Genomic DNA, 25,384 nt, shown 5'->3' on the forward strand with positions numbered 1-25,384 from the left:
GACCACCCCACCGCCGAGCTGACGAAAGAAGAATCGATGCATACCCTGATGGTGCTCTACGGTCCGCCGACAGACGCCGAAGCATTTCGCACGTACTACCAGGACAGCCATCTTCCCCTGGCGCGAAAACTTCCTGGCGTCCGCGCTGTCCGCCACTCGCTGAACGTTTCCGCGACCGAAGGCACCGCGCCTTTCACCGCGCTTTTCGAGGCCGACTTCGACTCGGCCGAGGCGATGTTCGCGGCGCTGACGTCACCCGAAGGCGCCGCCGCCCGTGCCGACGTACCCAACTTCGCCACCGGTGAAGTGCAGATCCTGCACTTCGAGACAATCGCACCCTGATCCGGACGGCCGAACCACCACCCGTTCGCCAATCATGCTGGCGGAGAAGTGCTGACACATCAACGCGGGCACCGCGAGCGGGAGGGGACCTCGGGTAACTGCCGCCATACCCGCACAGAGTTGCGGGTATGGCGGGACGTTGGCCGCGTCCCGGAGATGGTCAAAGCCACCACCAGCTTGGGGCGGGCACGAATTGCTCCACCAGGGCTATCGACATTCGTTGGCGCGGACCCCGCGGTGGTCGAGCAGCCGAGATTCGGTTGTACATCTTCCCGGACGCCCGCCGGAACCTGGTTCCGGCGGGCGCCGCTGGTGAGGTCAGTTCAGGGTGGAGGTGTCGATGACGAACGGTATCGGACGTCGGAGGCGAGGACTCGTTCGTAGGCCAGGTTGATCCGGTCGGCGGGGATCACCCCGATTTCGGATCCAATGCCGTGTGTGGCGCAGAAGTCGAGCATTTCCTGGGTCAGTGCGATGCCGCCGATCATCGATCCGGCGAAATTGCGGCACCCGCCGATCAGCGACATCACGTTCAGGCTGAGCGGTTCGGCGGGGGCGCCGACGTTGACCAGGGTGCCGTCGACGGTGAGGAGACCGAGGTAGGCGGTGAGGTCGATGCCGGCGCTGACGGTGTTGATGATGAGGTCGAACCGCCCGGCGAGTTGTTCGAAGGTGTTCGGGTCGGACGTGGCGTAGTACGCGTCGGCGCCGAGGCGCAGGCCGTCCTCCTGCTACTTCAGCGACTGGGACAGCACCGTGACCTCGGCGCCCAGGGCGTGCGCGATTTCGACGGCCATGTGCCCGAGTCCGCCGAGGCCGACGATGGCGACCTTCTTGCCGGGGCCGGCGCCCCATTGGCGCAGCGGGGCGTACGTGGTGATCCCTGCACACAGCAGCGGGGCCGCGGCGGCCGGGTCGAGGCTCTCCGGGACGGACAGGACATGGTCGCCGTCGACGACGACATGGGTGGAGTAGCCGCCCTGGGTGGTGGTGCCGTCACGTTCGACGCCGGCGTAGGTGGGGACCATGCCGTTGGCGCAGTACTGCTCGTCGCCGCGCTGGCAGTGGACGCAGTCGCCGCAGGAGTTGACCAGGCAGCCGACGCCGACGCGGTCACCGACCTTGTAGCGCGTGACGTCGACGACGACGCCGACGATCTCGTGGCCGGGCACGACCGGGAAGGGTTGCGGGCCCTAGTCGCCGTTGACGGTGTGGATGTCGGAGTGGCAGATTCCGGCGTACTGGATCTCGATGAGGACGTCGTGGGGACCGACGTCACGGCGCTCGATGGTCGTGGGGCCAGCGGCCGGCCCGCGGCGGGGGCGGCGTACGCGTGAACATGCATGGCAGATCTTCCTTCGTCTCTGGTGGTCGTTTCGGTCGTGAGCAGGGCAGGGCTCAGTGCCCGGTGGCGTGTCGAGGGCGCACCGGTCGAGGGGAGTGGGGTCAGCCCCGCTTGGCGTTGTGGAGTTCGTCCGCCAGTGCGCTCGCCTCGGCGGCAAGGTGTGCGGCCCGGGGCTCGTCGCCCGCGTCGATCGCGCGCCAGTAGTCGATCTCGAGGTCGACGTAGCGTTGCCGGAGTGCGATCTGCTGGGCCTCGAGCGCGAGTTGTGCCTACGCTCGGTCAGCAACTCGATCTGTGAGGGGGCGGCTGCGGCCCCGAGTTGTCCGTCGGCGACGTATTCCTTCATGTCGTGCACCGACATCCCGGTGGCCGCCAGGCACGCGATTTCCAACAACTGGCCCAGGTTGTTCTCGTCGTAAATCCTGTGCCTGCTGGTCTCCCCGCGGTATGATCGGTGCGATCACCCCGACCGACTCGTAGTACCGCAGCGTGCTGGCCGGAAGTCCGGTCAGAGTGGCGACGTCCTTGATGGTGTAGTCGCGGGGGCGGTTCGTGCACTCATCTGATGAACGCTAAGAACTTCGAGTACTTGAAGTCAAAGGTCGGATGGGTCACACCGCCCACGGGCCGGCCACATCTAGCTGCCCTCGCCCGCGAGGGCGAAGAGCCCGTCGTCGGTCTGCTCGACGAGGCCGTCGATCAGCAGGGAGTGGAGGGCGCGGTCGCGTTGCCCGGGGTCGTCGAGCCACACCTGGTCGAGCAGGACGCGTTCGACGGGCGCGGTGCTTTCGCGGAGTACGGCCATGAGCTTGCCGCGCACCTGACGGTCGGTGCCTGCGAATTTCTGCACCTTCCGGCGCTCCCCGGTGTGCGCGGGACGTCCGGCGTCGACCCAGGCGCAGTTCGGCAGCGGGCAGCGGGTGCATTCGGGGGAGCGGGCGGTGCAGACGGTGGCGCCGAGTTCCATCAGGGCCGCGGAGAACGTGGCGGCCCGGGCACGCGTCCGGGGGAGCAGGGTGGACACGTCGGCGAGGTCGCGGGTCGTCGACGGGTTCCCGGGCTCGGCGCTGCCGTGGACCGCCCTGGCGACCACCCGCCGGACGTTCGTGTCGACGACGGGGACCCGCTGCCCGTAGGCGAAGCAGGCGACGGCCCGCGCGGTGTAGGCGCCGATGCCGGGCAGGCCGAGGAGGGTGTCGACGTCGCTCGGCACCACGTCGCCGTGTTCGGAGGCGAGCACTCCGGCGCATTCGTGGAGTCTCAGCGCACGACGCGGGTAGCCGAGCTTGCCCCACGCGCGCAGGACGTCGGCCTGGCTCGACGCGGCCATGCGGGAGGGGACGGGCCAGCGCTGCACCCATTCCTCCCAGATAGGGGCCACCCGGACGACCGGTGTCTGCTGCAGCATGATCTCGCTCATCAGGATGTGCCAGGCGGTGACGCCGTCGCGACGCCACGGCAGATCCCGGGCCTGGGCCGCGTACCAGTTGATCAGCGCGGAGGAGTCAACGGCCACTTCGTCCTCACAAGTCCCTTCGTTCACGGGTGAAACAGAATTTCCGGGGTCGTCATCATCCCGTCGCGACGGTGCCACACGCCCGGTGCACAATGATCCCATGCCTAATTCGAACCCGGTGTCCGCGTGGAAAGCCCTTCGTCAGGGTAACGACAGATTCGTCAGCGGCACCTCGCTCCATCCCAGCCAGGGCGTCGCCGATCGGGCGAAGCTCGTCGGCGGCCAGCACCCCACGGCCGTCCTGTTCGGTTGCGGAGACTCCCGCGTTGCCGCCGAGATCATCTTCGATCAGGGTCTGGGCGACATGTTCGTCGTCCGCACCGCGGGTCACGTGATCGACGACGCCGTGCTCGGGTCCATCGAGTACGCGGTCGGCGTGCTGAACGTGCCGCTGATCGTCGTGCTCGGTCACGACAGCTGCGGTGCCGTGAAGGCGACGCTCGACGCCCTCGACGACGGCAACGTGCCGCCCGGCTTCATCCGCAGCATCGTGGAACGCGTCGCCCCGTCGATCCTCCAGGGACGCCGCGAGGGTCTCAGCAGCGTCGACGAACTCGAAGGTCGCCACGTTGTGGAGACCGGCGCACTGCTCATGCAGCGTTCGCGGATCATCGCGGAGAAGGTGGAGAGCGGCGCGTGCGCCATCGCGGGCGTCACGTACAAGCTGTCCGACGGCCGCACCCACCTGCAGGGCGCTGTCGGGGACATCGGTGAGCTCACGGACTGACCGCGACACGCCGCAGCCGCTGAGCCGTAGCCGCGCGACGCCGAACTACCGTTGACGTCGTGCTGGAACCGAATGGACCGTTGCCCCCCGAGATTTACTGGCGCCGCAGGGCGCTGGCGATCGGCGGCGCCCTCGTCGTGTTGCTGCTCGTGGTGTGGCTGATCAACTCGCTGCGTGGTGGCGGTGACTCCGAGACGGATCCGGCGGCAGCGAGTTCGTCGTTGACCACTCCTGTGTCGATTTCCCCGACAGCCTCGGGTTCGTCCACGTCCAGCGGTGGTTCGGGCGGTTCCGGTGGTGGCGGCGGCGGTGGCGCCGCTGCCGCCGGCGGCGAGGCGTCGTCGGGCACATCCGGTTCGTCGGGGGCGTCGCGTAGCGGCACGTCGAGCAGCGCCGCTCCCAGCGGTCAGCCGGTCGCTGCGGGACAGTGCCCGGATCAGTCGCTGGCCATCAAGGTGGCGGCAGACAAGCCGACGTACCTGCCCGGTGAGGAGCCGAGTTTCACGACGGTCGTCACCAACATCGGCACCACGCCGTGCGAACGCGATCTGGGCAGCAGCTTGCAGCAGGTGCTCGTCTACACGATCGACGGCGCGGTGCGCCTGTGGTCCAACATCGACTGCTTCCCGCAGTCCGCGGCCGATGTGCGCACCCTCGCCGCGGGCGAGCAGGCCCAGTTCACCGTGAAGTGGTCGGCCAAGACGTCCGCGCCCGACTGCCTCACGCAGCCGGAACCCCAGCGTGATCCGGTGGGGCCCGGCGCGTACACGGTGGTCGGGCAGCTCGGTCAGCTCCGCAGTGCGCCGGAGCCGTTCAACCTCAGCTGATCCTCGGTGCGGGGTCGATGCGTGAGCGTCGATCGAATTCCTTGTCGAGCTCGGTGAGGTCGGGGTCGGCGAGCAGCGCGGCGAGCAGGATGCGGGCCTGACCTGCCCTGAGGTCGGTGGAGAACAGTGCCCCCGCCGAGACGAGGTCGTGTCCGCCGCCCCCGCCGCCATACGTGGCGGAGGTCGGGCCGTGCGGCACCCGGGTGGTGACCACGACCGGGATTCCGGCGGACGTGCAGTCCCGGACCGCCTCGACGATCGCGGGGTTCGCGTTCCCGGATCCGAGCCCGTCGAGCACCAGGCCCCGGGCCCCGGCCGCGCGGCACGCGTCGATCTGGACGCGATCCGCGCCCGGATAGGCGGCCACGATGTCGACGCGGGTTCCGGAGATCGGATGCCACGACAGCGGATCGAGACGTTGCGGCAGGTCGCCGGTGGGGTGGACGGATCGGAACGCGTCGAGGGACGTCGTGTCCGCCTTGCGGGTTCCGGACGCCCGGTGCAGGGCACCACCGAACGCGATGAGGACACCCGCTCCGCGCAGGGCCGGGTTCGTTCCCGCGGCGATCGCGTCGGCCAGGTTGGCGCGGGCGTCGGATTCCGGATGGTCGAAGGTGCGCTGCGCACCCGTGAAGACCACCGGCCGCGGGTCGGCGTGGTGGAGGTCGACCAGGAATGCGGTCTCCTCCATGGTGTCGGTTCCGTGTAGCACGACCACCGCGTCGAGATCGGGGTCGCTCAGCTCCGAGGTGACGGTGTCGCGTACCCGGTCCATATCGGCGAACGTCATGCTCGAACTGTCCTTCGACATCACGTCGACGACACGGATTTCCGTTCCGGTTCGGGTACTGCCCAGCAGATCGGAGCCTGCGACCACGGGCCTGCTGACACCCTTCCCGTCCCGCGTGCTGGCGATGGTGCCTCCGGTGGTGACGACGGCGACTTTCGGCACTGTTGTCCTTCCTGCTAGGCGTTGGGGCGGTCGGATGCCAGGGTCCGGATGCGGTTCCTCGCGCCGTACCATCCCATCACCAGCAGCGGGGCGATGATCACGATGGATCCGACGGTCCAGGTTCCGACCGGGTGATCGAATGCCATCAGTATGACGACGCCTCCGAGGAAGACCAGGGTGAGGAGCCCGGTGTAGGGGGCGCCGAACATCCGGAAGCCGGGGCGGGTGAGGGTGCCGTCCTTCGCGAGTTTCCACAGTTTCAGCTGGCACAGCACGATGACGGCCCAGGCGCTGATGATCCCGAGTGCGGCGAGGTTCAGAACGATCTCGAATGCCTGCGTGGGAACGACGGCGTTGAGTCCGACGCCGAGCAGGATGACGAATCCGGTGAGGGCGATGCCGCCGTACGGAACTCCGGCCTTGTTCATCCGGGCGGCGAACGACGGCGCCGACCCGGCCATGGCCATCGAATGCAGTATTCGTCCGGTGGAGTACAGACCGGCGTTGAGAGACGACAACGCGGCCGTGAGCACCACGAGGTTCATGATCGCGTCGGCGCCCTGCACGTTGATGGAACCGAAGAACGTGACGAACGGGCTTTCGCCGGCGTGGTACTCGGTGTACGGAAGCAGCAGCGACAGCAGCAGCACGGATCCGACGTAGAAGACGAGGATCCGGACGATGACCGTGTTGATCGCCTTGGGAATGACCCTCTGGGGGTTCTTCGTCTCGCCGGCGGTGGTGCCCACGAGTTCGATCGAGGCGTACGCGAACACGACGCCCTGGATCACCACGACGGCGGGCAGCAGGCCGTTGGGGAAGAGTCCGCCGTTGTCGGCGATCATGCTGAATCCCGAGGAGTGTCCTTCGATCGGCGTCCCGAACAGCACGAAGTAGATGCCGAACCCGAGGAACGCGGCCAGGGCGACGACCTTGATGAGCGCGAACCAGAATTCCAGTTCACCGAACACCTTGACGGACACGAGGTTCAGTCCGAGGACGAGCACTACGGCGGCCAAGGCGAAGACCCATTGGTCGACGTTTCCGAGCGGTGCCCAGTACTTCTTGAAGAAATTCATGTACAGCGCGACGGCGGTGACGTCGACGACGGCCGTCATCGCCCAGTTCATCCAGTACAGCCAGCCCGCGGCGAAGGCCATCTTCTCGCCGAAGAATTCGCGGGAGTACGACACGAACGACCCGGAGGTGGGCCGGTGCATGACGAGTTCGCCGAGGGCCCGCAGGATCAGGAACGCGAAGAACCCGCAGAGGGCGTAGACGAGGACGAGTGCGGGCCCGGCCTGCTGGAGGCGTCCGCCTGCGCCCATGAACAGGCCGGTGCCGATCGCTCCGCCGATCGCGATCATCTGGATCTGTCTCGGGCCGAGCGCTTTCCGGTAGCCGAGGTCTTCCTCGACGAAGATGTCTCCCGAGGTGTCGTCCTTCTCGATCGTCACGAGACCACCTCCGCGGTCGCGGCGACGGGTTTCTGCCGTGGCGAACCGGACGCTCTCAGGTTGGCGAGATGCTCGGGGCTCAGGAGCCGGTCGAGTTCGTCCCGGTCGAGCAGGCCCGCCTCGATCACGAGGTCCGCGACCTTGCGGCCGGATATCAGGGCCTCCTGCGCGATCCGGGTCGAGGCGGTATACCCGATGTGCGGGTTGAGCGCGGTGACGAGCCCGATGGAGTCCTCGACCCGGGCCCGCAGCAGATCGGTGTTGGCCGTGATGCCGAGCACGCATTTGTCGGCCAGGATCCGGCAGGCGGCGCCGAGGTGGCGCATCCCCTCGGACAGGGAGTGCACGATGATCGGTTCGAACGCGTTGAGCTGCAGCTGGCCGGATTCGGCGGCCATCGTGATGGTGACGTCGTTGCCGATGACCTCGTAGGCCACCTGGTTGAGGGCCTCGGGGATCACCGGATTGACCTTGCCGGGCATGATCGACGAACCGGCCTGTACCGGTGGGAGATTGATCTCGTTCAGGCCCGCCCGCGGTCCCGACGACAGCAGGCGGAGGTCGTTGCACACCTTGGACAGCTTGACGGCGATCCGCTTGAGCACGCCGGAGAGGTGGACGAACTGACCGACGTCCTGGGTGGCCTCGACCAGGTCCGTTGCGAGCACGAGGGGGAGTCCGGTGAGGTCCCGCAGCGTGTCGCACGCGGCCTCGGCGTAGCCGGAGGGTGCGTTCAGGCCCGTGCCGATCGCGGTGGCGCCGAGGTTGATCTCATGGACGAGGAGAGCCGCCTCGCCGAGGCGGGCGCGGTCCTCGTCGATCATCACCGAGTAGGTGGCGAACTCCTGGCCGAGTGTCATCGGCACCGCGTCCTGGAGTTGGGTGCGCCCCATCTTCACGGTGTCGGCGAACTCCACGGCCTTGGTCGCGAAGGCCTCCTGCAGGACCCGCAGCGCGTCGAGGAGGTCGTCGATCGCGAAGATCGTCGCGATGTTGACCGCGGTGGGGTAGACGTCGTTGGTCGACTGGCTGAGGTTGACGTGCTCGTTGGGGTGGAGTTCCGCGTAGTCCCCGCGTCCGTGGCCGAGGATCTCGAGTGCCCGGTTGGCGATCACCTCGTTGGCGTTCATGTTGGTCGACGTGCCGGCGCCGCCCTGGATGACGTCGACGACGAACTGCTCGTGCCAGCGGCCGTCGACGATCTCCCGGCAAGCCTGCCCGATAGCGTCGGCGCGGCGGTGGTCGAGGATCCTGAGTTTCTCGTTGGCGCTCGCCGCGGCCCATTTGACGTATGCGAGTCCGCGGATGAGGTACGGGTTGGTGGAGATGGTGCGACCGGTGATCGGGAAGTTCTCGACGGCCCGCAGCGTGTGGATTCCCCAGTAGGAATCCGCAGGCACTTGGCGGTCGCCGAGCAGCTCGTGTTCTGTTCGCGTTTCGAGCACTTGATCAATTCCTCACGGGGATTCGCGCGAGCGTTGCTCTGCACGGATGCGGTGGACGGAGTCTGCTGCTCGAAGAGGGTGGATTCTCGGTCGAGCCACCCGGCTATCCACCTGCCAGGCTGTCAGACAGGTGCAATTGTTACCTCGCTCACTCGCAGCCGTCAACCCGGGACCCGCGCCGTGTTGACGCCGCCGCCGGGGCATGAGCAGAATATCCCCATGAACCTGTCAGACAGCTGGGCAGCCAGGCGTCCTGTCACGGCGCGGGTCAGTGCCGCCGAGGCGGTCCTCGCGGATCTACGTGACGCGATCACCTCGGGTGAGCTGTCGGTCGGTGAGCGACTTCCGTCCGAAGCGTCCCTCGCGGCGCGGCACGGAGTCAGCAGGTCGGTGATCCGGGAGGCCCTGCGCTCCTGCCACGCGCTCGGACTCACGGAGACGAAGTCGGGCCTCGGGACTTTCGTCGTCAGCGATTCGATCGCCCGCGACCTCGACTTCGGGAACTACGCGGCCAACGAACTCGTCGAGGCGCGCCCCCACGTGGAGATTCCCGCCGCCGGATGGGCGGCGCAGCGGCACATCGCCGAGGACCTGGCCGCCCTGCGTGGCCTGGTGGACCAGATGCGGGACGAGGACGATCCGCTCGTGTGGGTGTCGCTGGATGCGCAGTTCCACGCGTACATCGCCCGGACGAGCCGGAACCGCGTATTCGAATCCGTGATCGTCGACATCCGCGAAGCCCTCACCCGCCAGTCCGAAACGCTGAATCTGGTTGCGGGACGGCAGCAGAAGTCGAACGACGAGCACGACCGGATCGTGGACGGCATCGCATCAGGAAGCTACGACAAGGCCGCCCGCGCCATGGCCGAACACCTGGACGCGGTGCGGGTCGCACTGGAATCCGTTGTCGGAGAAGGCGGCCCGGACCACCGGCGGTGAGCTGCGACCACCGACGACTAGTCGTACGGGCCGGAGATCGACGTCTCGGCGAGCCGGGACAGGCCCTCGCGGATGTGGCGCGCCCACAGCCCGCCGATCCCCTCCACCGACTGCAGGTCGGCGGCCGTCGCGGCCAGCAGTGACTGCAGTGTTCCGAACGAGCCGACGAGCCGGTGAATCTGGTTGAACTGCAACCGGGGAACGCGAGTGAGGACGCGGTAGCCGCGGGGGCTCATCGGCGCCTCGAGCGCCTCGATGGTGCCCGGGTAGCCGAACGCCCGCGCCAGCGTCGTGAGGTCGAGAAGGTCTGCGTCCGTGATCCTGTCGAGCGCGGTGAGCGACTTCTCGACGTCCTCGGCGGGCGCCGGGCCGGAACCGGCCAGATAGTCGCGCACGATGAGTTCCCTCGCCACGTCGTTGTCGCCGACGAGTTCCTCGAGTTGCAGTGCGAGCTGCCGCCCGTCCGTCCCGAGTTCGAGCACGTCCTGCTCGATCTCGACGGACACGCGCCGCACCATCTCCAGGCGCTGCACCACGGTCAGGGCGTCGCGGAGCGTGACGAAATCCTCGATCTCCACCACCGACAGCTGGCGGGTCACCTCGTCGAGCCGCGCCTTGTACCGCTCGAGGGTGGCCACCGCCTGATTGGCGCGCGACAGGATCGTGGCGGACCCGTCGATGACGTGCCGGATGCCGCCGACGTACACGCTGACGATGCTCATCGACTGGCTGACCGACACCACGGGGTATCCGGTCTGCATGGCCGTCCGCTCGGCGGCGCGGTGACGGGTGCCGGACTCGACGGTCGGGATCTTGTGGTCGGGCACCAGTTGGACGTTGGCGCGCACGATGCGGGACCCGTCGGTGGACAGCACCACGGCGCCGTCCATCTTCGACAGCTCGCGCAGACGGGTCGGGGCGAACTCCACGTCGAGCTCGAAGCCGCCGTCGCAGATCTCTTCCATCTGCTCGTCGTAGCCGAGGACGATCAACGCACCGGTGCGGCCGCGCAGAATGCGTTCCAGACCGTCGCGAAGTGCAGTTCCGGGAGCCAGCCGGGCAATCGTTTCGCGCAGTGCAGACGACGACTCGGCATCGTTCATCGCGCAATACTCCCGCTGAGGTAGACGTCACTTGTCGGGGACCGCCGCGGAAACACGTCCGGACCCGCGTTTAGATTACCTATCCATGAGTGGTACCTGGACTTTGCCCGACGACCTGGCCCTGCCCGGCCGGGTCGGCAGCTTTCCCGCCGCAGGTCAGCCGGTGCCGCACCACTGGTCGAGGTGCTTCGGGTGCGGAGACCAGTCGCCCGCCGGCATGTCGATGCGCTTCACTGCCGGGGACGGTCTCGACGTGTGGGGGCGCCTCGAGGTGGCACCCCGTTACCAGGGCGGTCCGGGAGTGATCCACGGCGGCATTCTGTCGACAGCGTTCGACGAGGCGCTGGGCATGGTGTGCCGGTCGATCGTCGACGGACCGGTGGTCACCGGGCATCTCGAAATCGACTTCGCCAGGCCCATCCCACTGGGTTCCGTCCTCGAATTCCACGCGCGGGTCGACGGGTCGATCCGCCGCAAGGTGTATGCGAGCGCCGAGGCGCGCATCGTCGAGGGGCCGACGGCCGACCCGGAGGTGGTGGTGGCGACGTCGCGGGGGCTGTTCCTCACCGTCACGGCCGAGCACTTCGAGAAGACGAAGGACTTCGTGGACGGCGTGCCGGAGCGCCCGTTCGGAACGTCGTCGATCTGAGCGTCACCGCAGCGACGCTATCGCTGCTCCCAGGTTCCCGACCTCGGTGACCTTCATGCCCTTCGGGGCCGCCCCGGAGTCGAGGGGAACGATCGCGCGGGTGAACCCGAGGCGGTGCGCCTCGGCGAGCCTGCGCCCGACGCCGGGCACCCGGCGAACCTCACCGGCCAGTCCCACTTCGCCGAGGATCACGAGCCCGTCGGGAACGGGACGGTCCTTCACCGCGGACGCGACGGCGAGGGCCAACGCCAGGTCGGCGGACGGCTCGGACATCCGCATCCCGCCGACGGTGGCGGCGTAGACGTCGTTCTTCGCGATCGGCACCCCGCACCGGCGGTCGAGCACGGCCAGGACCATGGCCACCCGGGCGCTGTCGAGTCCGCTGACGGCACGGCGGGGTGCGGGCATGGACGTGGCGGCGACGAGTGCCTGCACCTCACCGAGGAGTGGCCGTTTGCCGTCCATCATGACGGTGACGGCGGTTCCGGGAACGGCTTCGGCGCGGTGGTGGAGGAACAGTCCGGACGGGTCGCTGATTCCGGCGATGCCGTCTTCGCGCAGTTCGAAGCAACCGACCTCGTCGGCGGCACCGAAACGGTTCTTGACGCCGCGCACCATCCGCAGCGTGGAATGCTTGTCGCCCTCGAAGTGCAGCACCACGTCGACGAGATGCTCGAGCGACCGCGGACCGGCGACCGCACCGTCCTTGGTGACGTGGCCGATGAGGAGCACCGGCACGCCGCTGGCCTTCGCGAGTGAGGTGAGGGCGCTGGTGACGGCCTTCACCTGGGTGACGCCGCCGACCACGCCGTCGACGTCGGCGGCCAGCATGGTCTGCACGGAGTCGACGATCAGCAGGGTGGGACGCACCTGCTCGACGTGACCGAGGATGGTCGCGAGGTCGGATTCGGCGGCGAGATAGACCCGCTCGTGGACGGCGCCGGTGCGGTCGGCCCGCAGTCGCACCTGCCCGGCGGATTCCTCACCGGTGACGTAGAGCGACCGGTCGTCCGGGCCGCGCCGGGCCCACTGGTGGACCACCTCGAGAAGCAGGGTCGACTTGCCGACGCCGGGTTCGCCTGCGAGGAGAACGACCGAACCGGGCACCACACCGCCGCCGAGAACACGGTCGAGTTCGTCGATGCCGGTGGGCTTGGCTCGGGTGGACGTGCTGTCGATCCGCGTGATCGGAGTGGCCGGGGTGGACGGAAGGACCGCTCCGGCTCCCGCCTTCGCGAGCGAGGCGCCGGGGCGGCTCGCGACGGCCGCGACGATCGGGGCCTCGTCCATCGAGCCCCAGCTACCGCATTCGGGGCACCGCCCGACCCATTTGGGAACCGTGCACTGGCACGACGAGCAGCGGAAGCTGGATTTGAGTTTGGCCACCCGGCCAGCCTAGGTATCGGGTCCGACAGCGGACCCGAGCCTGCTGCTAGTGTCCGCCGCCCTCGGCTTCGGTGCCGGGCGACTTGTCGGAGACGTGCCGCTCGGTCTCGTGGCCCGCGTCGACGGGAACGGACACGGTGATGTCTCCGGCCTTCTCGAACGAGAACGTGACGGGGAAGGTGAGGCCCGGGCGGACGCCTTCCTTCAGGCTGTTCAGCGTCACCAGGACGACGTCGGTCGGCGCGTCGGCGGTCTCGTCCGTCTCGGCGGCGGCGTCCGCGCTTGCTTCCGCGTCCCCGACCGGCAGGCCGGCGACGAGCGCGCTCTGCGGCGGGATCTCGAGCCCGCCGGACTTCTCGCCGAGCGTGACGGACTGCGCGAAGTCGGTGCTGATGCGGGTCAGCGTGTCCGGGGTGTCCTCGTTGTTGTTGATCGCGGTGAACGCCAGGACGGCGTTGCTCCCCGGCTCGAGGCTGTACTCGGCGGAGTTGGGGTAGACGACATGCACGTTGCGCAGGGCGATCGATCCGGCCTCCGCGCTGTTGCCGTTGACCGCGGCGACCTGACTCGACGTCTGGGTGATCTGGCCCGCACTGCACGCGGACAGCACGAGGGCTGCGCCGGCAGCGAGAGCGACGGCGGTAGCGACTCGGCGAGTCGACTTGTCGAGAGCAGTCACGAGTTGTCCTCCGGTGTCAGGTTCGCACTTCAACTAGGCAGAGTAGTAGTTCCCCCGCGTGGCCTGCTCGCTGGGTACTCACAATGGTTGTCTGCGTGCGGTTTCGGTGCCGGAGAACGGCCGGATCGGGGTGTCCGGAATGCACGTATCGGGACCCCTGTCAACCCCTAGGGTCAGGCCATGATGCCCCTGACCTGCACCGTTGATGCGACCAGGATCCGGACACGTGTTAAACTCGAATGATCGAAAGGGGCACGGGACAGATGATTTTTAAGGTCGGAGACACCGTCGTATACCCCCATCACGGTGCGGCGCTGATCGAAGCTATTGAAACCCGCACCATCAAGGGTGAGCAGAAGGAATATCTCGTTCTCAAGGTTGCTCAGGGCGATCTCACCGTACGGGTTCCCGCAGACAACGCAGAGTACGTGGGCGTGCGCGACGTCGTCGGCCAGGAAGGTCTCGACAAGGTCTTCCAGGTACTGCGGGCTCCGCACACCGAAGAACCCACCAACTGGTCACGCCGCTACAAGGCGAATCTCGAAAAGCTCGCGTCCGGTGACGTCAACAAGGTCGCCGAGGTCGTTCGCGACCTGTGGCGTCGTGAGCAGGACCGCGGTCTGTCCGCGGGAGAGAAGCGCATGCTCGCGAAGGCGCGGCAGATCCTCGTCGGCGAACTCGCACTCGCCGAAGGCACCGACAGCGACAAGGCCGAGACCATCCTCGACGAGGTCCTCGCGGCCGCGTCCTAGACAGTCGCGATACACACAGTGGCCGAGGGACGAGGTCCTGTAGTCGCGCTGGTTCCCGCCGCAGGTCAGGGAGTGCGTTTGGGTGAGAACAAGCCCAAGGCATTCGTTGATCTCGGTGGGACGACCATGCTGACACGCGCGGTCGACGGGCTCCTGCAGTCGGGGGCTGTCGACCGCGTCGTCGTGATCGTCCCGGAGGACCTCGTCGAGTCGACGCGCAGCCTCCTCCCCGGTGACGTCATCGTTGTCGCCGGTGGGAGTGAGCGGACCGATTCGGTTCGCGCCGGACTCGCCGTCGCGGACGACGCCGAATACGTCCTCGTGCACGACGCCGCCCGCGCCCTGACGCCGCCGTCGCTCATCGCACGCGTCGTCGCGGAGCTGCGGTGCGGCCGCACCGCGGTCATCCCCGTCCTCCCGGTGGCGGACACCATCAAGACCGTCGACGTTCTCGGCGCGGTCACCGGCACACCCGAACGGTCCGAACTGCGGGCCGTGCAGACTCCGCAGGGTTTCACCGCGGAACTGCTCCGCCGCGCGTACGCCGCCGCCGACGGCATCGCCACGGACGACGCCGGCCTGGTGGAGCGGCTCGGCGAACGGGTCCGCAGCATCGTCGGAGAACCCACAGCATTCAAGATCACCACGCCGCTGGACCTCGTCCTGGCCCGCGCGCTGGTGGAAGAGGGAGCGCGCTAGTGCGAGTCGGAATCGGGACGGACGTCCACCCGATCGAGCAGGGACGGCCGTGCTGGATGGCAGGTCTGCTGTTCGAGGACGAGAACGGCTGCGCAGGTCACTCCGACGGCGACGTGGCCGTCCACGCACTCTGCGACGCGCTGCTCTCCGCCGCCGGCCTCGGCGATCTCGGCTCCGTCTTCGGAACCGGCAGGCCCGAGTGGTCCGGGGTGAGCGGCGCCGCGATGCTCGCGGAAGTCCGCCGACTCCTGGAGGAGGACGACTTCGGTGTCGCCAACGCCGCGGTCCAGGTGATCGGGAACCGGCCGAAGATCGGCCCGCGCCGGCACGAGGCGCAGAAGGTGCTCAGCGACATTCTGGGAGCGCCGGTTTCGGTGTCCGCGACCACCACGGATGGGCTCGGTCTCACCGGCCGCGGCGAGGGGATCGCCGCGATGGCCACCGCATTGGTCATTCCCGATCGAAGCGCCAGGTAGGATCGCTGGTCGTGACCCTGCGCCTATTCGACACCGAGACGCGGGCCTTGCGTGACTTCGCTCCGCTGGCCCCTGGACACGCATCGGTGTACCTGTGTGGCGCCACGGTGCAGGGCGACCCCCACATCGGTCACGTACGCAGCGGCGTCGCCTTCGACGTGCTGCGACGCTGGCTGCTCGCCCACGACTACGACGTGGCGTTCGTCCGCAATGTCACGGACATCGAAGACAAGATCCTGAACAAGGCCGCCGAGGCGGGCAGGCCGTGGTGGGAGTGGGCCGCCACGTTCGAGCGGTCCTTCACGTGGGCCTACCAGCAACTGGGTGTGCTGCCGCCGTCCGTCGAGCCGCGCGCCACCGGGCACATCACGCAGATGGTCGAGATGATGCAGCGCCTCATCGACAACGGCCACGCGTACGCGGCGGGCGGCGACGTCTACTTCGACGTCCGCAGCTACCCCCGGTACGGCAGCCTGTCCGGGCACAAGCTGGACGACGTGCACCAGGGCGAGAGCGCCGGCGAATGCAAGCGCGACCCCCGCGACTTCACGTTGTGGAAGGCGGAGAAGCCGGGTGAGCCGTCGTGGCCGACGCCGTGGGGCCGCGGCAGGCCGGGCTGGCACCTCGAGTGCTCCGCGATGGCCGAGTTCTATCTCGGGGCGGCGTTCGACATCCACTGCGGTGGCCTGGACCTGGTGTTCCCGCACCACGAGAACGAAATCGCGCAGGCCAAGTGCGCCGGCGACGACTTCGCGCAGTACTGGCTGCACAACGGCTGGGTCACCATGGGTGGCGAGAAGATGTCGAAGTCGCTCGGCAACGTTCTCTCGGTGCCGAACGTGCTGAAAAAGGTTCGGCCGCAAGAGCTTCGGTACTACCTCGGCAGTGCCCACTACCGGTCGATGCTCGAGTACTCCGACACCGCGCTCGACGAGGGCGCGGCCGCGTACCGCCGCATCGAATCGTTCGTCACGCGCACGCAGGAGCGCGCCGGTGAGGTCGAGGTCGGCCGGTGGACGGACGCGTTCGCTCGCGCTCTCGACGACGACCTCGCCGTCCCCGCCGCACTCGCCGAGGTGCACGGCAAGGTCCGCGAGGGCAACATCGCGCTCGACGGGGGAGATCTCGAGGGCGCGCGGGCGATCGCGTCGCAGGTCCGGGCCATGCTCGGAATCCTCGGCGTCGACCCGCTCGACGAGCACTGGACTCAGGAGACCGCGGACGCGTCCGCGGCAACCGATGCCCTGGACGTTCTGGTCCGGGCCGAACTCGAGCGCAGGCAGACTGCCCGTGCCGAGAAGAACTGGGCTGTGGCCGACGAGGTGCGTGACCGTCTCATCCGGGCAGGCATCGAGGTCACCGATACCCCCAACGGGCCCGAGTGGTCTCTCAAGGCAGGACAGTAGTAATGGCTGGAAATTCGAGTAGGCGCGGAGCCGTCCGCAAGGCCGGCACCAAGAAGGGGCAGGTCACCGGATCCGGTGGCCAGCGGCGCAAGGGGCTGGAAGGCCGTGGCGCCACGCCGCCCGCGGAGGCCCGCACCAAGCACCCCGCCGCCAAGCGTGCCGCCCGTGCCGCCCGGGAGGCGGAGAAGCAGCCGGGTCGCGGTCGTCAGACCGCAGGTCGCAAGGTGCTCGACGGCCCCGAGACCGTGCTGGGCCGCAACCCCGTCGTCGAGTGCCTGCGTGCCGGTGTCCCTGCAACCGCGCTGTACGTCGCGGTCGGGACCGAGAGCGACGACCGTCTGAAGGAATCCGTCCAGCGGGCGGCCGACGCGGGCATCTCCATCCTCGAGGTTCCCCGCACGGATCTCGACCGGCTCAGCGCCAACGGCATGCACCAGGGCGTCGCGCTGCAGGTGCCGCCGTACCGCTACGCGCACCCCGACGACCTGATCGCGGAGGCCCGCAAGCACCAGGAGGCGCCGCTGCTGGTGGCCCTCGACAACATCACCGACCCCCGCAACCTCGGTGCCGTCGTGCGGTCGGTGGCTGCGTTCGGTGGTCACGGCGTGGTCATCCCCGAGCGGCGCAGTGCGTCGGTCACGGCGGTGGCGTGGCGCACGAGCGCCGGTGCCGCGGCGCGACTGCCGATCGCGCGTGCCACCAATCTCACTCGCACGCTGAAGGATTGGGCGTCCAAGGGCGTCCAGGTGGTCGGGCTCGACGCAGGTGGCGACACCACGCTCGACGAGTTCGACGGCAGCGGCCCGGTGGTCGTCGTGGTCGGCTCCGAGGGCAAGGGACTGTCGCGTCTGGTGCGCGAGAACTGCGACGCCATCCTCAGCATCCCGATGGCGGGCCCCGTCGAATCGCTCAACGCGTCCGTCGCCGCGGGTGTCGTGCTCGCCGACATCGCCCGTCGTCGCCGGAGTTAGATTTCGCCCTCGATCACTTCGGGATCGGCGACGCCACCACCCGGTGGAAGCGCACCCGGTGCCCGGGCCGCAACTGCGCGGCCCGCGGCAGGTCGGCCTCGGCGACCACGGCGATCACCGGGTAGCCGCCCGTCACCGGATGGTCGGCGAGGAACAGGATCGGCTGGCCGTTCGGGGGCACCTGCAGGGCACCCGCCACCATGGCCTCGCTCGGCATCTCGCCACGCACGGATCGGTGCAGCGCTCCCGGGCCCTCGAGTCGCGCCCCCACGCGGTTCGTGTCGGAACTGACCGTCCACGTCTCGCGGAGAAGGGCGTCGACGGACGCGGGCGTGAACCAGTCGTCCCGCGGTCCGAGCCGGACACGCATCGTGAACGGATCCTCGGGGGTGGCGGGTGGCGGGATGATCTCGTCCGCGGGCCACTCGCCGGCATCCGCACCGACGAGCAACCGGTCGCCCTCGGCGACGGGATCGGGGCCGAGGCCCGACAGTGTGTCGGTGGACCGGCTCCCCATTACCGCGGGCACGTCGAACCCTCCGCGCACGGCGACGTAACTGCGCAGCCCCTCGGTCGCGAACGCGATCTCCAGCAGGTCGCCGGTGTTCAGGTGCAGCATCGTGTAGTCGGGTCGGGGTTCGGAATTGACGGTGACGGGGTTGCGGGCGCCCGTGACGGCGACGGAGACGGTCCCGGCCGCCCGCACGGCGAGCCCGCCGAGCGTGACCTCCAGAGTGGCTGCGCCGGAGTGGTTGCCCACCAACCTGTTTGCGCTGTCGTGCGCCTCGCGGTCGGCGGCACCCGACTCGCCGACACCGATGGACGCATAGCCCGGGCGGCCGCGATCCTGCACGGTGGTGAACGGTCCGGTGCGCACGACCTCGAGCCAAGCCATCGTCCGATTGTCCCGCATCCCCGCGTCGTCTGGATACGCTCTCGACCATGTTGACCGCGACTCTGTACGGCCTCGGCACGGCCGTGCCCCTGCTGATCGGTGCCGTCGTCGGGCTGCGCTACGACCTGCCGCGGCCGGTCCTCGCGGCACTCATGGCGTTCGGTGCGGGAACGATGGTGGCCGCCGTGTCCACCGAATTGTTCCAGCCCGCGTTCGAGACCGAAGGGATCTGGACGGCAGGCGCGGCCCTGTTCACGGGGGCACTCGTCTACGTGGTCGCAGACCGGCTCATCGAGCAGAAACTCGGTGCCGCCGCACTCGGCTGGGCGTTGATGCTCGGTGCGCTGCTCGACGGCATCCCCGAGAACACCGCCCTCGGGGTGACGATCAGCAGCGCGGGCGGGGTGGTGCTGCTGGTCGCCGTCGCGGTCGGAAACGTGCCCGAGGCGGTCGCGGGCGCGGCGTCCATGCGGTCCCAGCCGCACTTCAGCCGCGGCCGTGCCCTGTCGGTGTGGGTGGCCACCGCCGTCCTGCTGGTGCTGGTGGTGATCGGTGCCGACGCCGTGTCCGACACCATCTCCGACGGCACCATCGCGACCATCCAGGCGTTCGCCGGTGGCGCGACCATCGCCGTGCTCGCGGACTCGCTGATGCCCGAGGCCTACCGGGAAGGCGGGTGGTGGGTCGGGTTGTCCACCGCGCTCGGGTTCCTCGTCGCGTTCGGGCTCGGCGCCTAGCCGGGCGCCGTTGCTCAGGCCGGCAGCTGCGCCGCCGTGTAGCCGTGCGCGGCAGCGACTTCGGTGGACAGCAGTGTGCCGTCGTGGGTGGACAGTCCCTCGGCGAGTCCGGGGACGGTCGCGGTCGCGTCCTGCCAGCCCTTGTCGGCGAGGGCGACGACGTACGGCAGGGTCGCGTTGGTGAGGGCGTAGGTGGAGGTGCGGGGGACGGCGCCGGGCATGTTGGCGACGCAGTAGAACACCGAGTCGTGGACCTGGTAGGTGGGTTCGGCGTGGGTGGTGGGCCGCGAGTCCTCGAAGCAGCCGCCCTGGTCGATGGCGATGTCGACGAGCACCGAACCGGGCTTCATCCGGGAGACCAGGTTGTTGGAGACGAGGGTGGGGGCCTTGGCGCCGGGGACGAGGACGGCGCCGATGACCAGGTCCGCGTCGAGGACGGCCTGCTCGAGTTCGAGGCTGTTGGAGACGATGGTCTTGACCTGGCCGTGGTACTGGGCGTCGATTTCCCGGAGGCGGGCGATGGACAGGTCCAGGACGGTGACGTCGGCGTGCATGCCGTGCGCGATGGCGATGGCGTTCTTGCCGGAGACACCGGCGCCGATGACGACGACCTTGGCCGGTCGCACCCCGGGAACACCGCCCATCAGGACGCCGCGGCCGCCGCCCTGGCGCATCAGGTGGTAGGCGCCGGCCTGCGGGGCGAGGCGTCCGGCGACCTCGCTCATCGGGGCGAGCAGCGGCAGCGAGCCGTCGGCGCCGGTGACGGTTTCGTAGGCGATGGAGGTGGTCTTCGACGCGAGCAGGGCGTCGGTGCATTCCTTGGATGCGGCGAGGTGCAGGTAGGTGAACAGCACCTGGTCCTGGCGGAGGCGGGGGTATTCCTCGGCGATGGGTTCCTTGACCTTGAGCAGCAGGTCGGCACTCTCCCACACCTGGTCGGCGGTCGAGAGGATCTGCGCGCCTGCGGCTTTGAAGTCTGCGTCGGCGAAGGAGGAACCGACGCCGGCCCCGGTTTCGATGATCACCTCGTGGCCGCGGCCGACAAGTTCGTGGACACCGGCGGGGGTGATGGCCACCCGGTATTCGTGGTTCTTGATCTCGCGGGGGATGCCGATCTTCATGAGAACTCCGTGCTGTTGGAAATTCGATTGGTAGGAGCCAATAGTGAAGAAAGCGATCATTCATGCCAATAGTTCTGAAGATAATTCTCAACATCGGGGTTACGGCTCGCGACTATTCGGATGTCGGCACCCTGAGCCGGTTCTCGTCGAACGATGTTCGGGGGATGGCTTCGCCCCGTGAGTACTTGTTAACCGCCCGACGTTAACAAGTACTCACGGGCGGCGGAGCTGCAGGATCAGCATGGCCGTGTGCAGCGACGTCCGGGACTCGGCGTCGTCGAGGTCGACACCGAGCAGGCGCTCGATCGTGGCCAGCTTCGCGTAGAGCGTGGGGCGTGAGAGGTGGAGCCTCTTCGCGAGTTCCGTCTTGTTGCCGCCGAGTTCGAGGAAGCTCCGCAGGACTTCGACGCTGTCGCCGCCGTGGCGCGCGCGATGCTCCAGCAGGCCGCGGAGTTCGGTTTCGGCGAAAGCCTGCACCCGCGGATCGGTCCGGATCAGGGCGAGGAGCCCGCGCAGCCGGATGTCGGCTGCCCGGTGAAAGGCCTTGTCGTCCGGTGGCAACGACAGCGCGACGTCGGCGATGTGCGCGGATTCCGTGAGACCGCCCGCGGCGTCCAGCAGCCGGGTCGATTCGGGACCGACGCCGATCGTGCAGTGCAGGACGCCGTCGAGCCGGGTGAGTGCGGCGCGGATCGCCCCACAGAGTTCGGTCAGCGCGCCGGGTGCGGACGCCGGCGGATGGGACAGGAGCAGGTCGATCTGCCCGGCCCGGGTGTTCGCGGTCAGTGCCGTCTGCCGCGACGTCCGGACCGCGTGACGCACGGCGTCGAGCATGGTGATCCGGCGTCGCTGCGCCAGAACCTGGTCGGCGCTGGCGGTTTCGCCGACCCGGACCGTCATCGGCAGGTAGGTCAGTGCCGGCCGGAGACCGAGTGCGTGGGCGCGCGCCGTCGCCTCGGCCTCGTCCTGGATGCGTCCGCGGCGGAGTTCGTCGATGAGCCCGCTCTGGGCCTGCTGCTCGAGTGCGGTCCGGTCCTGTTCGACCATGCGGTGCAGTGCGAGCGCCTGGGCCGCGCGTTCGAGGGTCATCCGCGCACGGCCTTCCGCGGCGACGGGACGGGGGGCGACGAGTCGTCCCCATTCCTGCCGATGTGCGCCGACGGGCGTCGTCGTCCACGACTCGGGCCCGTCCACCGCGGTCTGATGCGACACGGGCGTGAGCCGTGACCGGCGTTCCCACTCGGCGAGGAGGTCCGCCGTCGCGGTGCCCTGCGCCGCGAACGCCAGTACCTGCCGGTTGAGGTCTTCGAGCACGATCGGGGCGCCGAGCATGCCGGCCGCGGCGTCGACGATCTCGCCGAGCGACGCCCGCTTCATGCTGAGGTCGGTGAAGACCTCGTGGGCGTGCCGTGCGAACGCGACCTCGTCGTACTGTTCTGCGACGATCGACCGGTGCACAGCCTCGGTGACCTCGACGAACTTGATTTGACGGTGTAGCGCGATCACGGGGAACGACAGTCTGTCGGCGGCGCGTGCCACACCTTCCGGGACCGTGTCGACGTGGACGCCGAGTTCTACGACGAGTCCGGCTGCGCCCGCCGCGGCCAGTCCTTCCAGGTATTCCACGCTCGACGAGTCGTCGGCGAGGGGCTGCCCGGTGGTGAGGACGAGTTCGCCGCCCTGGAGGAGGTTCGACAGGTCGGGTAGATCGCTGACGTGCACCCATCGCACCGGCCTGTCGAGCGGTCCGCCGCCGATCACCTCGGGGGTCCCGGCCTGGACGACCGGGAGCGCCAGGATGTCGACGATGGTGGGCAGCATTTACGCAGTGTAAATCAGAAGCCGGATTGCTATACAGATCGTCGGGGTCTGAGGGCTGGTTCACGGACCAGAGTGGAGGCATCACGCGATCCGTGCGGATCGCCCCGGTATCCGCTCTCTCGGTAAGGACACCCATTTCATGACACACAGCGACGGCGCCGCGCAGACCCGAACGATCTCGCACTGGTTCGACAACAAGAGCTTCGCCGGCACGAGCGGGAACACCGCCCCTGTCACCAACCCGGCCACGGGCGCCGCGACCGGTCAGGTCGCGCTCGCCAGTGTCGAGGACGCCCGCGCCGTCATCGACTCGGCCGCCGCGGCGTTCCCCGGGTGGCGTGACACCTCCCTCGCCAAGCGGACGCAGATCATTTTCAAGTTCCGCGAACTGCTCAACGAGCGCAAGGGTGAGTTGGCGGAGATCATCACCTCCGAGCACGGCAAGGTCGTCTCCGACGCATTGGGTGAAGTCTCGCGCGGCCAGGAGGTCGTCGAATTCGCCTGCGGCATCGCCCACCTGCTCAAGGGCGGCATGACGGAGAACGCGTCGACGAATGTCGACGTGCATTCGATCCGTCAGCCCGTCGGTCCGGTCGGTATCATCTCCCCGTTCAATTTCCCGGCGATGGTCCCGATGTGGTTCTTCCCCATCGCGATCGCCGCCGGCAACACGGTGGTGTTGAAGCCGTCGGAGAAGGACCCCACCGCCGCGATCTGGATGGCCGAACTCTGGGCCGAGGCCGGACTGCCCGCGGGTGTCTTTAACGTGCTGCAGGGCGACAAGACCTCCGTCGACGAACTTCTCACCAACCCCGCCGTCAAGGCCATCAGCTTCGTCGGCTCCACCCCCATCGCCCAGTACGTCTACGCCACCGGCACCGCCCACGGCAAGCGCGTCCAGGCCTTGGGTGGCGCGAAGAACCACGCCATCGTCCTGCCGGACGCCGACCTGGATCTGGCCGCCGACGCCATGGTCAACGCCGGCTTCGGATCCGCCGGTGAGCGCTGCATGGCGATCTCCGCCCTCGTCGCGGTCGGGGACATCGCCGACGAGTTGGTCGCGAAAATCAAGGAACGCACCAACACGTTGAAGATCGGCGACGGCACCAAAGATTCCGACATGGGTCCGCTGGTGACGAAGGTGCACCGGGACAAGGTCGCCTCCTACATCGACGCCGGCGAAGGCGCTGGAGCGACGATTGTCGTGGACGGCCGGCAGGTGCAGGCCGACGGCGGCGCGGACGGGTTCTGGCTCGGCCCGACCCTGATCGACCACGTCACCACCGACATGTCCGTGTACACCGACGAAATCTTCGGACCCGTCCTCTCCGTGGTGCGGGTCGACTCCTACGACGAGGCGCTGGAACTCATCAACTCCGGCCCGTTCGGCAACGGCACCGCGATCTTCACCAACGACGGCGGCGCCGCCCGGCGGTTCCAGAACGAGGTCGAGGTCGGGATGGTCGGCATCAACGTGCCGATTCCGGTCCCGACCGCGTACTACTCCTTCGGTGGCTGGAAGAACTCGCTGTTCGGCGACACCCACGCCCACGGCGCCGAAGGTGTGCACTTCTTCACCCGCGGCAAGGTCGTCACCAGCCGCTGGCTCGACCCCAGCCACGGCGGTATCAACCTCGGCTTCCCCCAGAACAACTGAGCAGGAAAGGACCCACGGTCATGACGACGACAGTCTCCCAGGAACTCCTGCCCACCGGTCAGCCCCTCGACGCGGCCCGTGCCGAGGGGGAGCGCGCCTACGCGCTCGACCGCGCGCACGTGTTCCACTCGTGGTCGGCGCAGGAGCAGATCACACCGATGACGATCCTCGCGTCCGAGGGTTCGTACGTGTGGGACGGTGCCGGGAACCGCATGCTGGACTTCTCGTCCCAGCTGGTCAACACGAACATCGGGCACCAGCACCCCAAAGTCGTTGCCGCCATTCAGGAGCAGGCCGCGAAGCTGTGCACCGTCGCACCGCAGTACGCGAACGATGCCCGCTCCGAGGCCGCGCGGCTGATCGCCGAACGAACCCCGGGCGACCTCAACAAGGTGTTCTTCACCAACGGTGGCGCCGACGCCAACGAGCACGCCGTGCGCATGGCTCGCCTGCACACCGGCCGGTACAAGGTGCTCTCCCGCTACCGCTCGTACCACGGTGGCACGGACACCGCGATCAACCTCACCGGCGATCCGCGCCGGTGGCCCAACGACTACGGCAACAGCGGAGTCGTCCACTTCCACGGACCGTTCCTGTACCGGTCGCAGTTCCACTCGGAGAACGAGCAGCAGGAAACCGAGCGCGCGCTCGAGTACCTCGATCAGCTGATCCGTCTGGAGGGGCCGAACTCGATCGCGGCGATCGTGCTCGAATCCGTTCCCGGGACCGCGGGGATCATGGTGCCCCCGCCCGGCTACATGGCCGGCGTCCGCGAGATCTGTGACCGCTACGGCATCGTGTTCATCGCGGACGAGGTGATGTCGGGGTTCGGCCGGACCGGAAAGTGGTTCGCGATTGACCATTTCGGTGTCGTACCCGACCTGATCACGTTCGCGAAGGGGGTCAACTCCGGTTACGTTCCGCTCGGCGGTGTCGCGATCAGCGAGAAGATCGCGGCGACGTTCGCCAACCGGCCGTACCCGGGCGGACTCACCTACTCGGGGCATCCGCTCGCCACCGCCGCCGCGGTCGCGACGATCACTGCGATGGAGGACGAGGGGATCGTCGAGAACGCGGCGCGGATCGGCAGCGAGATTCTCGGTCCTGGGCTGCGTGGCCTCGCCGACCGGCACCCGTCGATCGGTGAAGTGCGCGGGCTCGGCGTGTTCTGGGCGATCGAACTCGTCGCCGACCGTGCCACGAAGGAGCCGCTCGCCCCGTACGGTGCGTCCAGCCCGGCGATGAACGAGGTGATCGCGGCGTGCAAGGCAAGTGGTCTGCTGCCGTTCGCGAACTTCAATCGCATTCACGCGGTGCCGCCGTGCACCGTCACCGAGGCCGAGGCCCGTGAGGGTCTCGCGATCCTCGACACGGTTCTCGACATCGCGGACGCACACCGCAACCCCTGACACACCTGTCCGACGACACCCCCGTGTCCCGACACTCGATCCGTCCCGCGGTCAATGGCGCCCGCGGGGCGGA

At 68.4% G+C, this 25,384-nt stretch carries 24 protein-coding genes and 2 pseudogenes; 14 read left to right on the forward strand and 12 right to left on the reverse strand.

From position 1 onward, the window contains the following. The first annotated feature begins 36 nt into the window (after positions 1 to 36). Positions 37 to 342 (forward strand): EthD family reductase, encoded by a 306-nt coding sequence (locus P3H15_RS21240; protein ID WP_276139067.1) that lies wholly within the window; start codon positions 37 to 39, stop codon positions 340 to 342. A gap of 318 nt (positions 343 to 660) precedes the next feature. On the opposite strand, the pseudogene P3H15_RS21245 reads toward P3H15_RS21240, so the two are convergent. Further along, positions 661 to 1,687 (reverse strand): annotated as a pseudogene (locus P3H15_RS21245) (NAD(P)-dependent alcohol dehydrogenase). Between the two features lie 119 nt (positions 1,688 to 1,806). On the opposite strand from P3H15_RS21245, the gene P3H15_RS21250 reads away from it, so the two are divergent. Then, a complete protein-coding gene (locus tag P3H15_RS21250; protein ID WP_276139068.1) occupies positions 1,807 to 2,106 on the forward strand; it encodes a hypothetical protein in 300 nt (99 codons plus the stop codon). A 30-nt stretch (positions 2,107 to 2,136) separates the two neighbouring features. Here the strand turns inward: P3H15_RS21250 and P3H15_RS21255 are convergent. Beyond that, a pseudogene (locus P3H15_RS21255) lies at positions 2,137 to 2,217 on the reverse strand (MerR family DNA-binding transcriptional regulator); the annotation flags it as partial. A 107-nt stretch (positions 2,218 to 2,324) separates the two neighbouring features. Continuing rightward, positions 2,325 to 3,203 (reverse strand): A/G-specific adenine glycosylase, encoded by an 879-nt coding sequence (locus tag P3H15_RS21260; RefSeq protein WP_276139069.1) that lies wholly within the window; start codon positions 3,201 to 3,203, stop codon positions 2,325 to 2,327. Between the two features lie 100 nt (positions 3,204 to 3,303). Between P3H15_RS21260 and P3H15_RS21265 the strand changes: the two genes are divergently transcribed. Next, a complete protein-coding gene (locus P3H15_RS21265; RefSeq protein WP_276139070.1) occupies positions 3,304 to 3,930 on the forward strand; it encodes a carbonic anhydrase in 627 nt (208 codons plus the stop codon). Positions 3,931 to 3,989: 59 nt separating this feature from the next. Beyond that, positions 3,990 to 4,757 (forward strand): hypothetical protein, encoded by a 768-nt coding sequence (locus P3H15_RS21270; protein WP_276139071.1) that lies wholly within the window; start codon positions 3,990 to 3,992, stop codon positions 4,755 to 4,757. On the opposite strand, the gene P3H15_RS21275 is transcribed toward P3H15_RS21270, so the two are convergent. From P3H15_RS21275 to P3H15_RS21285, 3 genes are read right to left on the reverse strand one after another with little or no spacing between them, the layout of a single operon-like run. Beyond that, complete coding sequence (locus P3H15_RS21275) at positions 4,750 to 5,709, reverse strand: asparaginase (protein WP_276139072.1); 960 nt, start codon at positions 5,707 to 5,709, stop codon at positions 4,750 to 4,752. The genes P3H15_RS21270 and P3H15_RS21275 overlap by 8 nt on opposite strands. A 14-nt stretch (positions 5,710 to 5,723) precedes the next feature. Then, entirely contained in the window at positions 5,724 to 7,166 is a 1,443-nt protein-coding gene (locus tag P3H15_RS21280) for an amino acid permease (protein WP_276139073.1), read from the reverse strand. After that, a complete protein-coding gene (locus P3H15_RS21285) occupies positions 7,163 to 8,611 on the reverse strand; it encodes an aspartate ammonia-lyase (RefSeq protein ID WP_276139074.1) in 1,449 nt (482 codons plus the stop codon). Before P3H15_RS21285 ends, P3H15_RS21280 begins: the two co-directional genes overlap by 4 nt. A gap of 219 nt (positions 8,612 to 8,830) precedes the next feature. On the opposite strand from P3H15_RS21285, the gene P3H15_RS21290 reads away from it, so the two are divergent. Further along, positions 8,831 to 9,550 carry a FadR/GntR family transcriptional regulator gene (locus tag P3H15_RS21290; RefSeq protein WP_276139075.1) on the forward strand — a complete coding sequence of 240 codons (720 nt, stop codon included), beginning with the start codon at positions 8,831 to 8,833 and terminating at the stop codon, positions 9,548 to 9,550. Between the two features lie 17 nt (positions 9,551 to 9,567). On the opposite strand, the gene disA is transcribed toward P3H15_RS21290, so the two are convergent. Next, entirely contained in the window at positions 9,568 to 10,653 is a 1,086-nt protein-coding gene (gene disA, locus P3H15_RS21295; RefSeq protein ID WP_012691546.1) for a DNA integrity scanning diadenylate cyclase DisA, read from the reverse strand. A gap of 85 nt (positions 10,654 to 10,738) precedes the next feature. Between disA and P3H15_RS21300 the strand changes: the two genes are divergently transcribed. Then, the gene (locus tag P3H15_RS21300) at positions 10,739 to 11,302 is read left to right on the forward strand and encodes a PaaI family thioesterase (RefSeq protein WP_276139076.1); all 564 of its coding nucleotides are present in this window, start codon (positions 10,739 to 10,741) and stop codon (positions 11,300 to 11,302) included. Positions 11,303 to 11,305: 3 nt separating this feature from the next. Here the strand turns inward: P3H15_RS21300 and radA are convergent, their stop codons facing one another. Together radA and P3H15_RS21310 are read right to left on the reverse strand one after the other, a co-directional pair. Continuing rightward, the gene (gene radA / locus P3H15_RS21305; protein ID WP_276139077.1) at positions 11,306 to 12,688 is read right to left on the reverse strand and encodes a DNA repair protein RadA; all 1,383 of its coding nucleotides are present in this window, start codon (positions 12,686 to 12,688) and stop codon (positions 11,306 to 11,308) included. Positions 12,689 to 12,734: 46 nt separating this feature from the next. Next, positions 12,735 to 13,367, reverse strand: a complete 633-nt coding sequence (locus tag P3H15_RS21310) for a hypothetical protein (RefSeq protein WP_276139078.1) — start codon at positions 13,365 to 13,367, stop codon at positions 12,735 to 12,737. Between the two features lie 263 nt (positions 13,368 to 13,630). On the opposite strand from P3H15_RS21310, the gene carD reads away from it, so the two are divergent. The 5 genes from carD to rlmB are packed head-to-tail and all read left to right on the forward strand — an operon-like array spanning position 13,631 to position 17,671. Then, the gene (gene carD, locus P3H15_RS21315; protein WP_005262216.1) at positions 13,631 to 14,119 is read left to right on the forward strand and encodes an RNA polymerase-binding transcription factor CarD; all 489 of its coding nucleotides are present in this window, start codon (positions 13,631 to 13,633) and stop codon (positions 14,117 to 14,119) included. 18 nt (positions 14,120 to 14,137) lie between these two features. Further along, positions 14,138 to 14,818, forward strand: coding sequence for a 2-C-methyl-D-erythritol 4-phosphate cytidylyltransferase (gene ispD / locus P3H15_RS21320; RefSeq protein WP_276139079.1), 681 nt, complete (start codon positions 14,138 to 14,140; stop codon positions 14,816 to 14,818). After that, on the forward strand, positions 14,818 to 15,294 hold the full coding sequence (gene ispF, locus P3H15_RS21325) for a 2-C-methyl-D-erythritol 2,4-cyclodiphosphate synthase (RefSeq protein WP_276139080.1): 477 nt from the start codon (positions 14,818 to 14,820) through the stop codon (positions 15,292 to 15,294). Before ispD ends, ispF begins: the two co-directional genes overlap by 1 nt. 11 nt (positions 15,295 to 15,305) lie before the next feature. Further along, positions 15,306 to 16,700 (forward strand): cysteine--tRNA ligase, encoded by a 1,395-nt coding sequence (cysS, locus tag P3H15_RS21330; RefSeq protein ID WP_276139081.1) that lies wholly within the window; start codon positions 15,306 to 15,308, stop codon positions 16,698 to 16,700. Positions 16,701 to 16,702: 2 nt separating this feature from the next. Continuing rightward, positions 16,703 to 17,671, forward strand: a complete 969-nt coding sequence (gene rlmB, locus P3H15_RS21335; protein ID WP_276139082.1) for a 23S rRNA (guanosine(2251)-2'-O)-methyltransferase RlmB — start codon at positions 16,703 to 16,705, stop codon at positions 17,669 to 17,671. 13 nt (positions 17,672 to 17,684) lie between these two features. Here the strand turns inward: rlmB and P3H15_RS21340 are convergent, their stop codons facing one another. Further along, positions 17,685 to 18,566 (reverse strand): biotin-dependent carboxyltransferase family protein, encoded by an 882-nt coding sequence (locus tag P3H15_RS21340; RefSeq protein ID WP_276139083.1) that lies wholly within the window; start codon positions 18,564 to 18,566, stop codon positions 17,685 to 17,687. A gap of 47 nt (positions 18,567 to 18,613) precedes the next feature. On the opposite strand from P3H15_RS21340, the gene P3H15_RS21345 reads away from it, so the two are divergent. Next, positions 18,614 to 19,303, forward strand: a complete 690-nt coding sequence (locus P3H15_RS21345; protein WP_276139084.1) for a ZIP family metal transporter — start codon at positions 18,614 to 18,616, stop codon at positions 19,301 to 19,303. 14 nt (positions 19,304 to 19,317) lie between these two features. Here P3H15_RS21345 and ald read toward each other — a convergent pair whose 3' ends face one another. Then, positions 19,318 to 20,424: an alanine dehydrogenase gene (gene ald / locus P3H15_RS21350; RefSeq protein ID WP_276139085.1), complete on the reverse strand. Its 1,107-nt coding sequence runs from the start codon at positions 20,422 to 20,424 to the stop codon at positions 19,318 to 19,320. Between the two features lie 213 nt (positions 20,425 to 20,637). Continuing rightward, on the reverse strand, positions 20,638 to 22,245 hold the full coding sequence (locus P3H15_RS21355; RefSeq protein WP_276139086.1) for a PucR family transcriptional regulator ligand-binding domain-containing protein: 1,608 nt from the start codon (positions 22,243 to 22,245) through the stop codon (positions 20,638 to 20,640). 139 nt (positions 22,246 to 22,384) lie between these two features. On the opposite strand from P3H15_RS21355, the gene P3H15_RS21360 reads away from it, so the two are divergent. Together P3H15_RS21360 and P3H15_RS21365 are read left to right on the forward strand one after the other, a co-directional pair. Then, positions 22,385 to 23,902, forward strand: a complete 1,518-nt coding sequence (locus P3H15_RS21360; protein ID WP_276139087.1) for a CoA-acylating methylmalonate-semialdehyde dehydrogenase — start codon at positions 22,385 to 22,387, stop codon at positions 23,900 to 23,902. Positions 23,903 to 23,922: 20 nt separating this feature from the next. After that, positions 23,923 to 25,311 (forward strand): aspartate aminotransferase family protein, encoded by a 1,389-nt coding sequence (locus P3H15_RS21365; protein WP_276139088.1) that lies wholly within the window; start codon positions 23,923 to 23,925, stop codon positions 25,309 to 25,311. The last annotated feature ends 73 nt before the right edge of the window (positions 25,312 to 25,384 follow it).

It is taken from the genome of Rhodococcus sp. T2V, from assembly GCF_029269925.1.
Lineage (GTDB): Bacteria > Actinomycetota > Actinomycetes > Mycobacteriales > Mycobacteriaceae > Rhodococcus_F > Rhodococcus_F koreensis.

Excerpts from the sequence above, each read along its gene's own strand:
- P3H15_RS21240 (WP_276139067.1), top strand. The coding sequence starts at position 37 with ATGCATACCCTGATGGTGCTCTACGGTCCGCCGACAGACGCCGAAGCA.
- P3H15_RS21265 (WP_276139070.1), top strand. The coding sequence starts at position 3,304 with ATGCCTAATTCGAACCCGGTGTCCGCGTGGAAAGCCCTTCGTCAGGGT.
- P3H15_RS21290 (WP_276139075.1), top strand. The coding sequence starts at position 8,831 with ATGAACCTGTCAGACAGCTGGGCAGCCAGGCGTCCTGTCACGGCGCGG.
- disA (WP_012691546.1), bottom strand. The coding sequence starts at position 10,653 with ATGAACGATGCCGAGTCGTCGTCTGCACTGCGCGAAACGATTGCCCGG.
- P3H15_RS21300 (WP_276139076.1), top strand. The coding sequence starts at position 10,739 with ATGAGTGGTACCTGGACTTTGCCCGACGACCTGGCCCTGCCCGGCCGG.
- carD (WP_005262216.1), top strand. The coding sequence starts at position 13,631 with ATGATTTTTAAGGTCGGAGACACCGTCGTATACCCCCATCACGGTGCG.
- rlmB (WP_276139082.1), top strand. The coding sequence starts at position 16,703 with ATGGCTGGAAATTCGAGTAGGCGCGGAGCCGTCCGCAAGGCCGGCACC.
- P3H15_RS21340 (WP_276139083.1), bottom strand. The coding sequence starts at position 18,566 with ATGGCTTGGCTCGAGGTCGTGCGCACCGGACCGTTCACCACCGTGCAG.
- P3H15_RS21345 (WP_276139084.1), top strand. The coding sequence starts at position 18,614 with ATGTTGACCGCGACTCTGTACGGCCTCGGCACGGCCGTGCCCCTGCTG.
- ald (WP_276139085.1), bottom strand. The coding sequence starts at position 20,424 with ATGAAGATCGGCATCCCCCGCGAGATCAAGAACCACGAATACCGGGTG.
- P3H15_RS21355 (WP_276139086.1), bottom strand. The coding sequence starts at position 22,245 with ATGCTGCCCACCATCGTCGACATCCTGGCGCTCCCGGTCGTCCAGGCC.
- P3H15_RS21360 (WP_276139087.1), top strand. The coding sequence starts at position 22,385 with ATGACACACAGCGACGGCGCCGCGCAGACCCGAACGATCTCGCACTGG.
- P3H15_RS21365 (WP_276139088.1), top strand. The coding sequence starts at position 23,923 with ATGACGACGACAGTCTCCCAGGAACTCCTGCCCACCGGTCAGCCCCTC.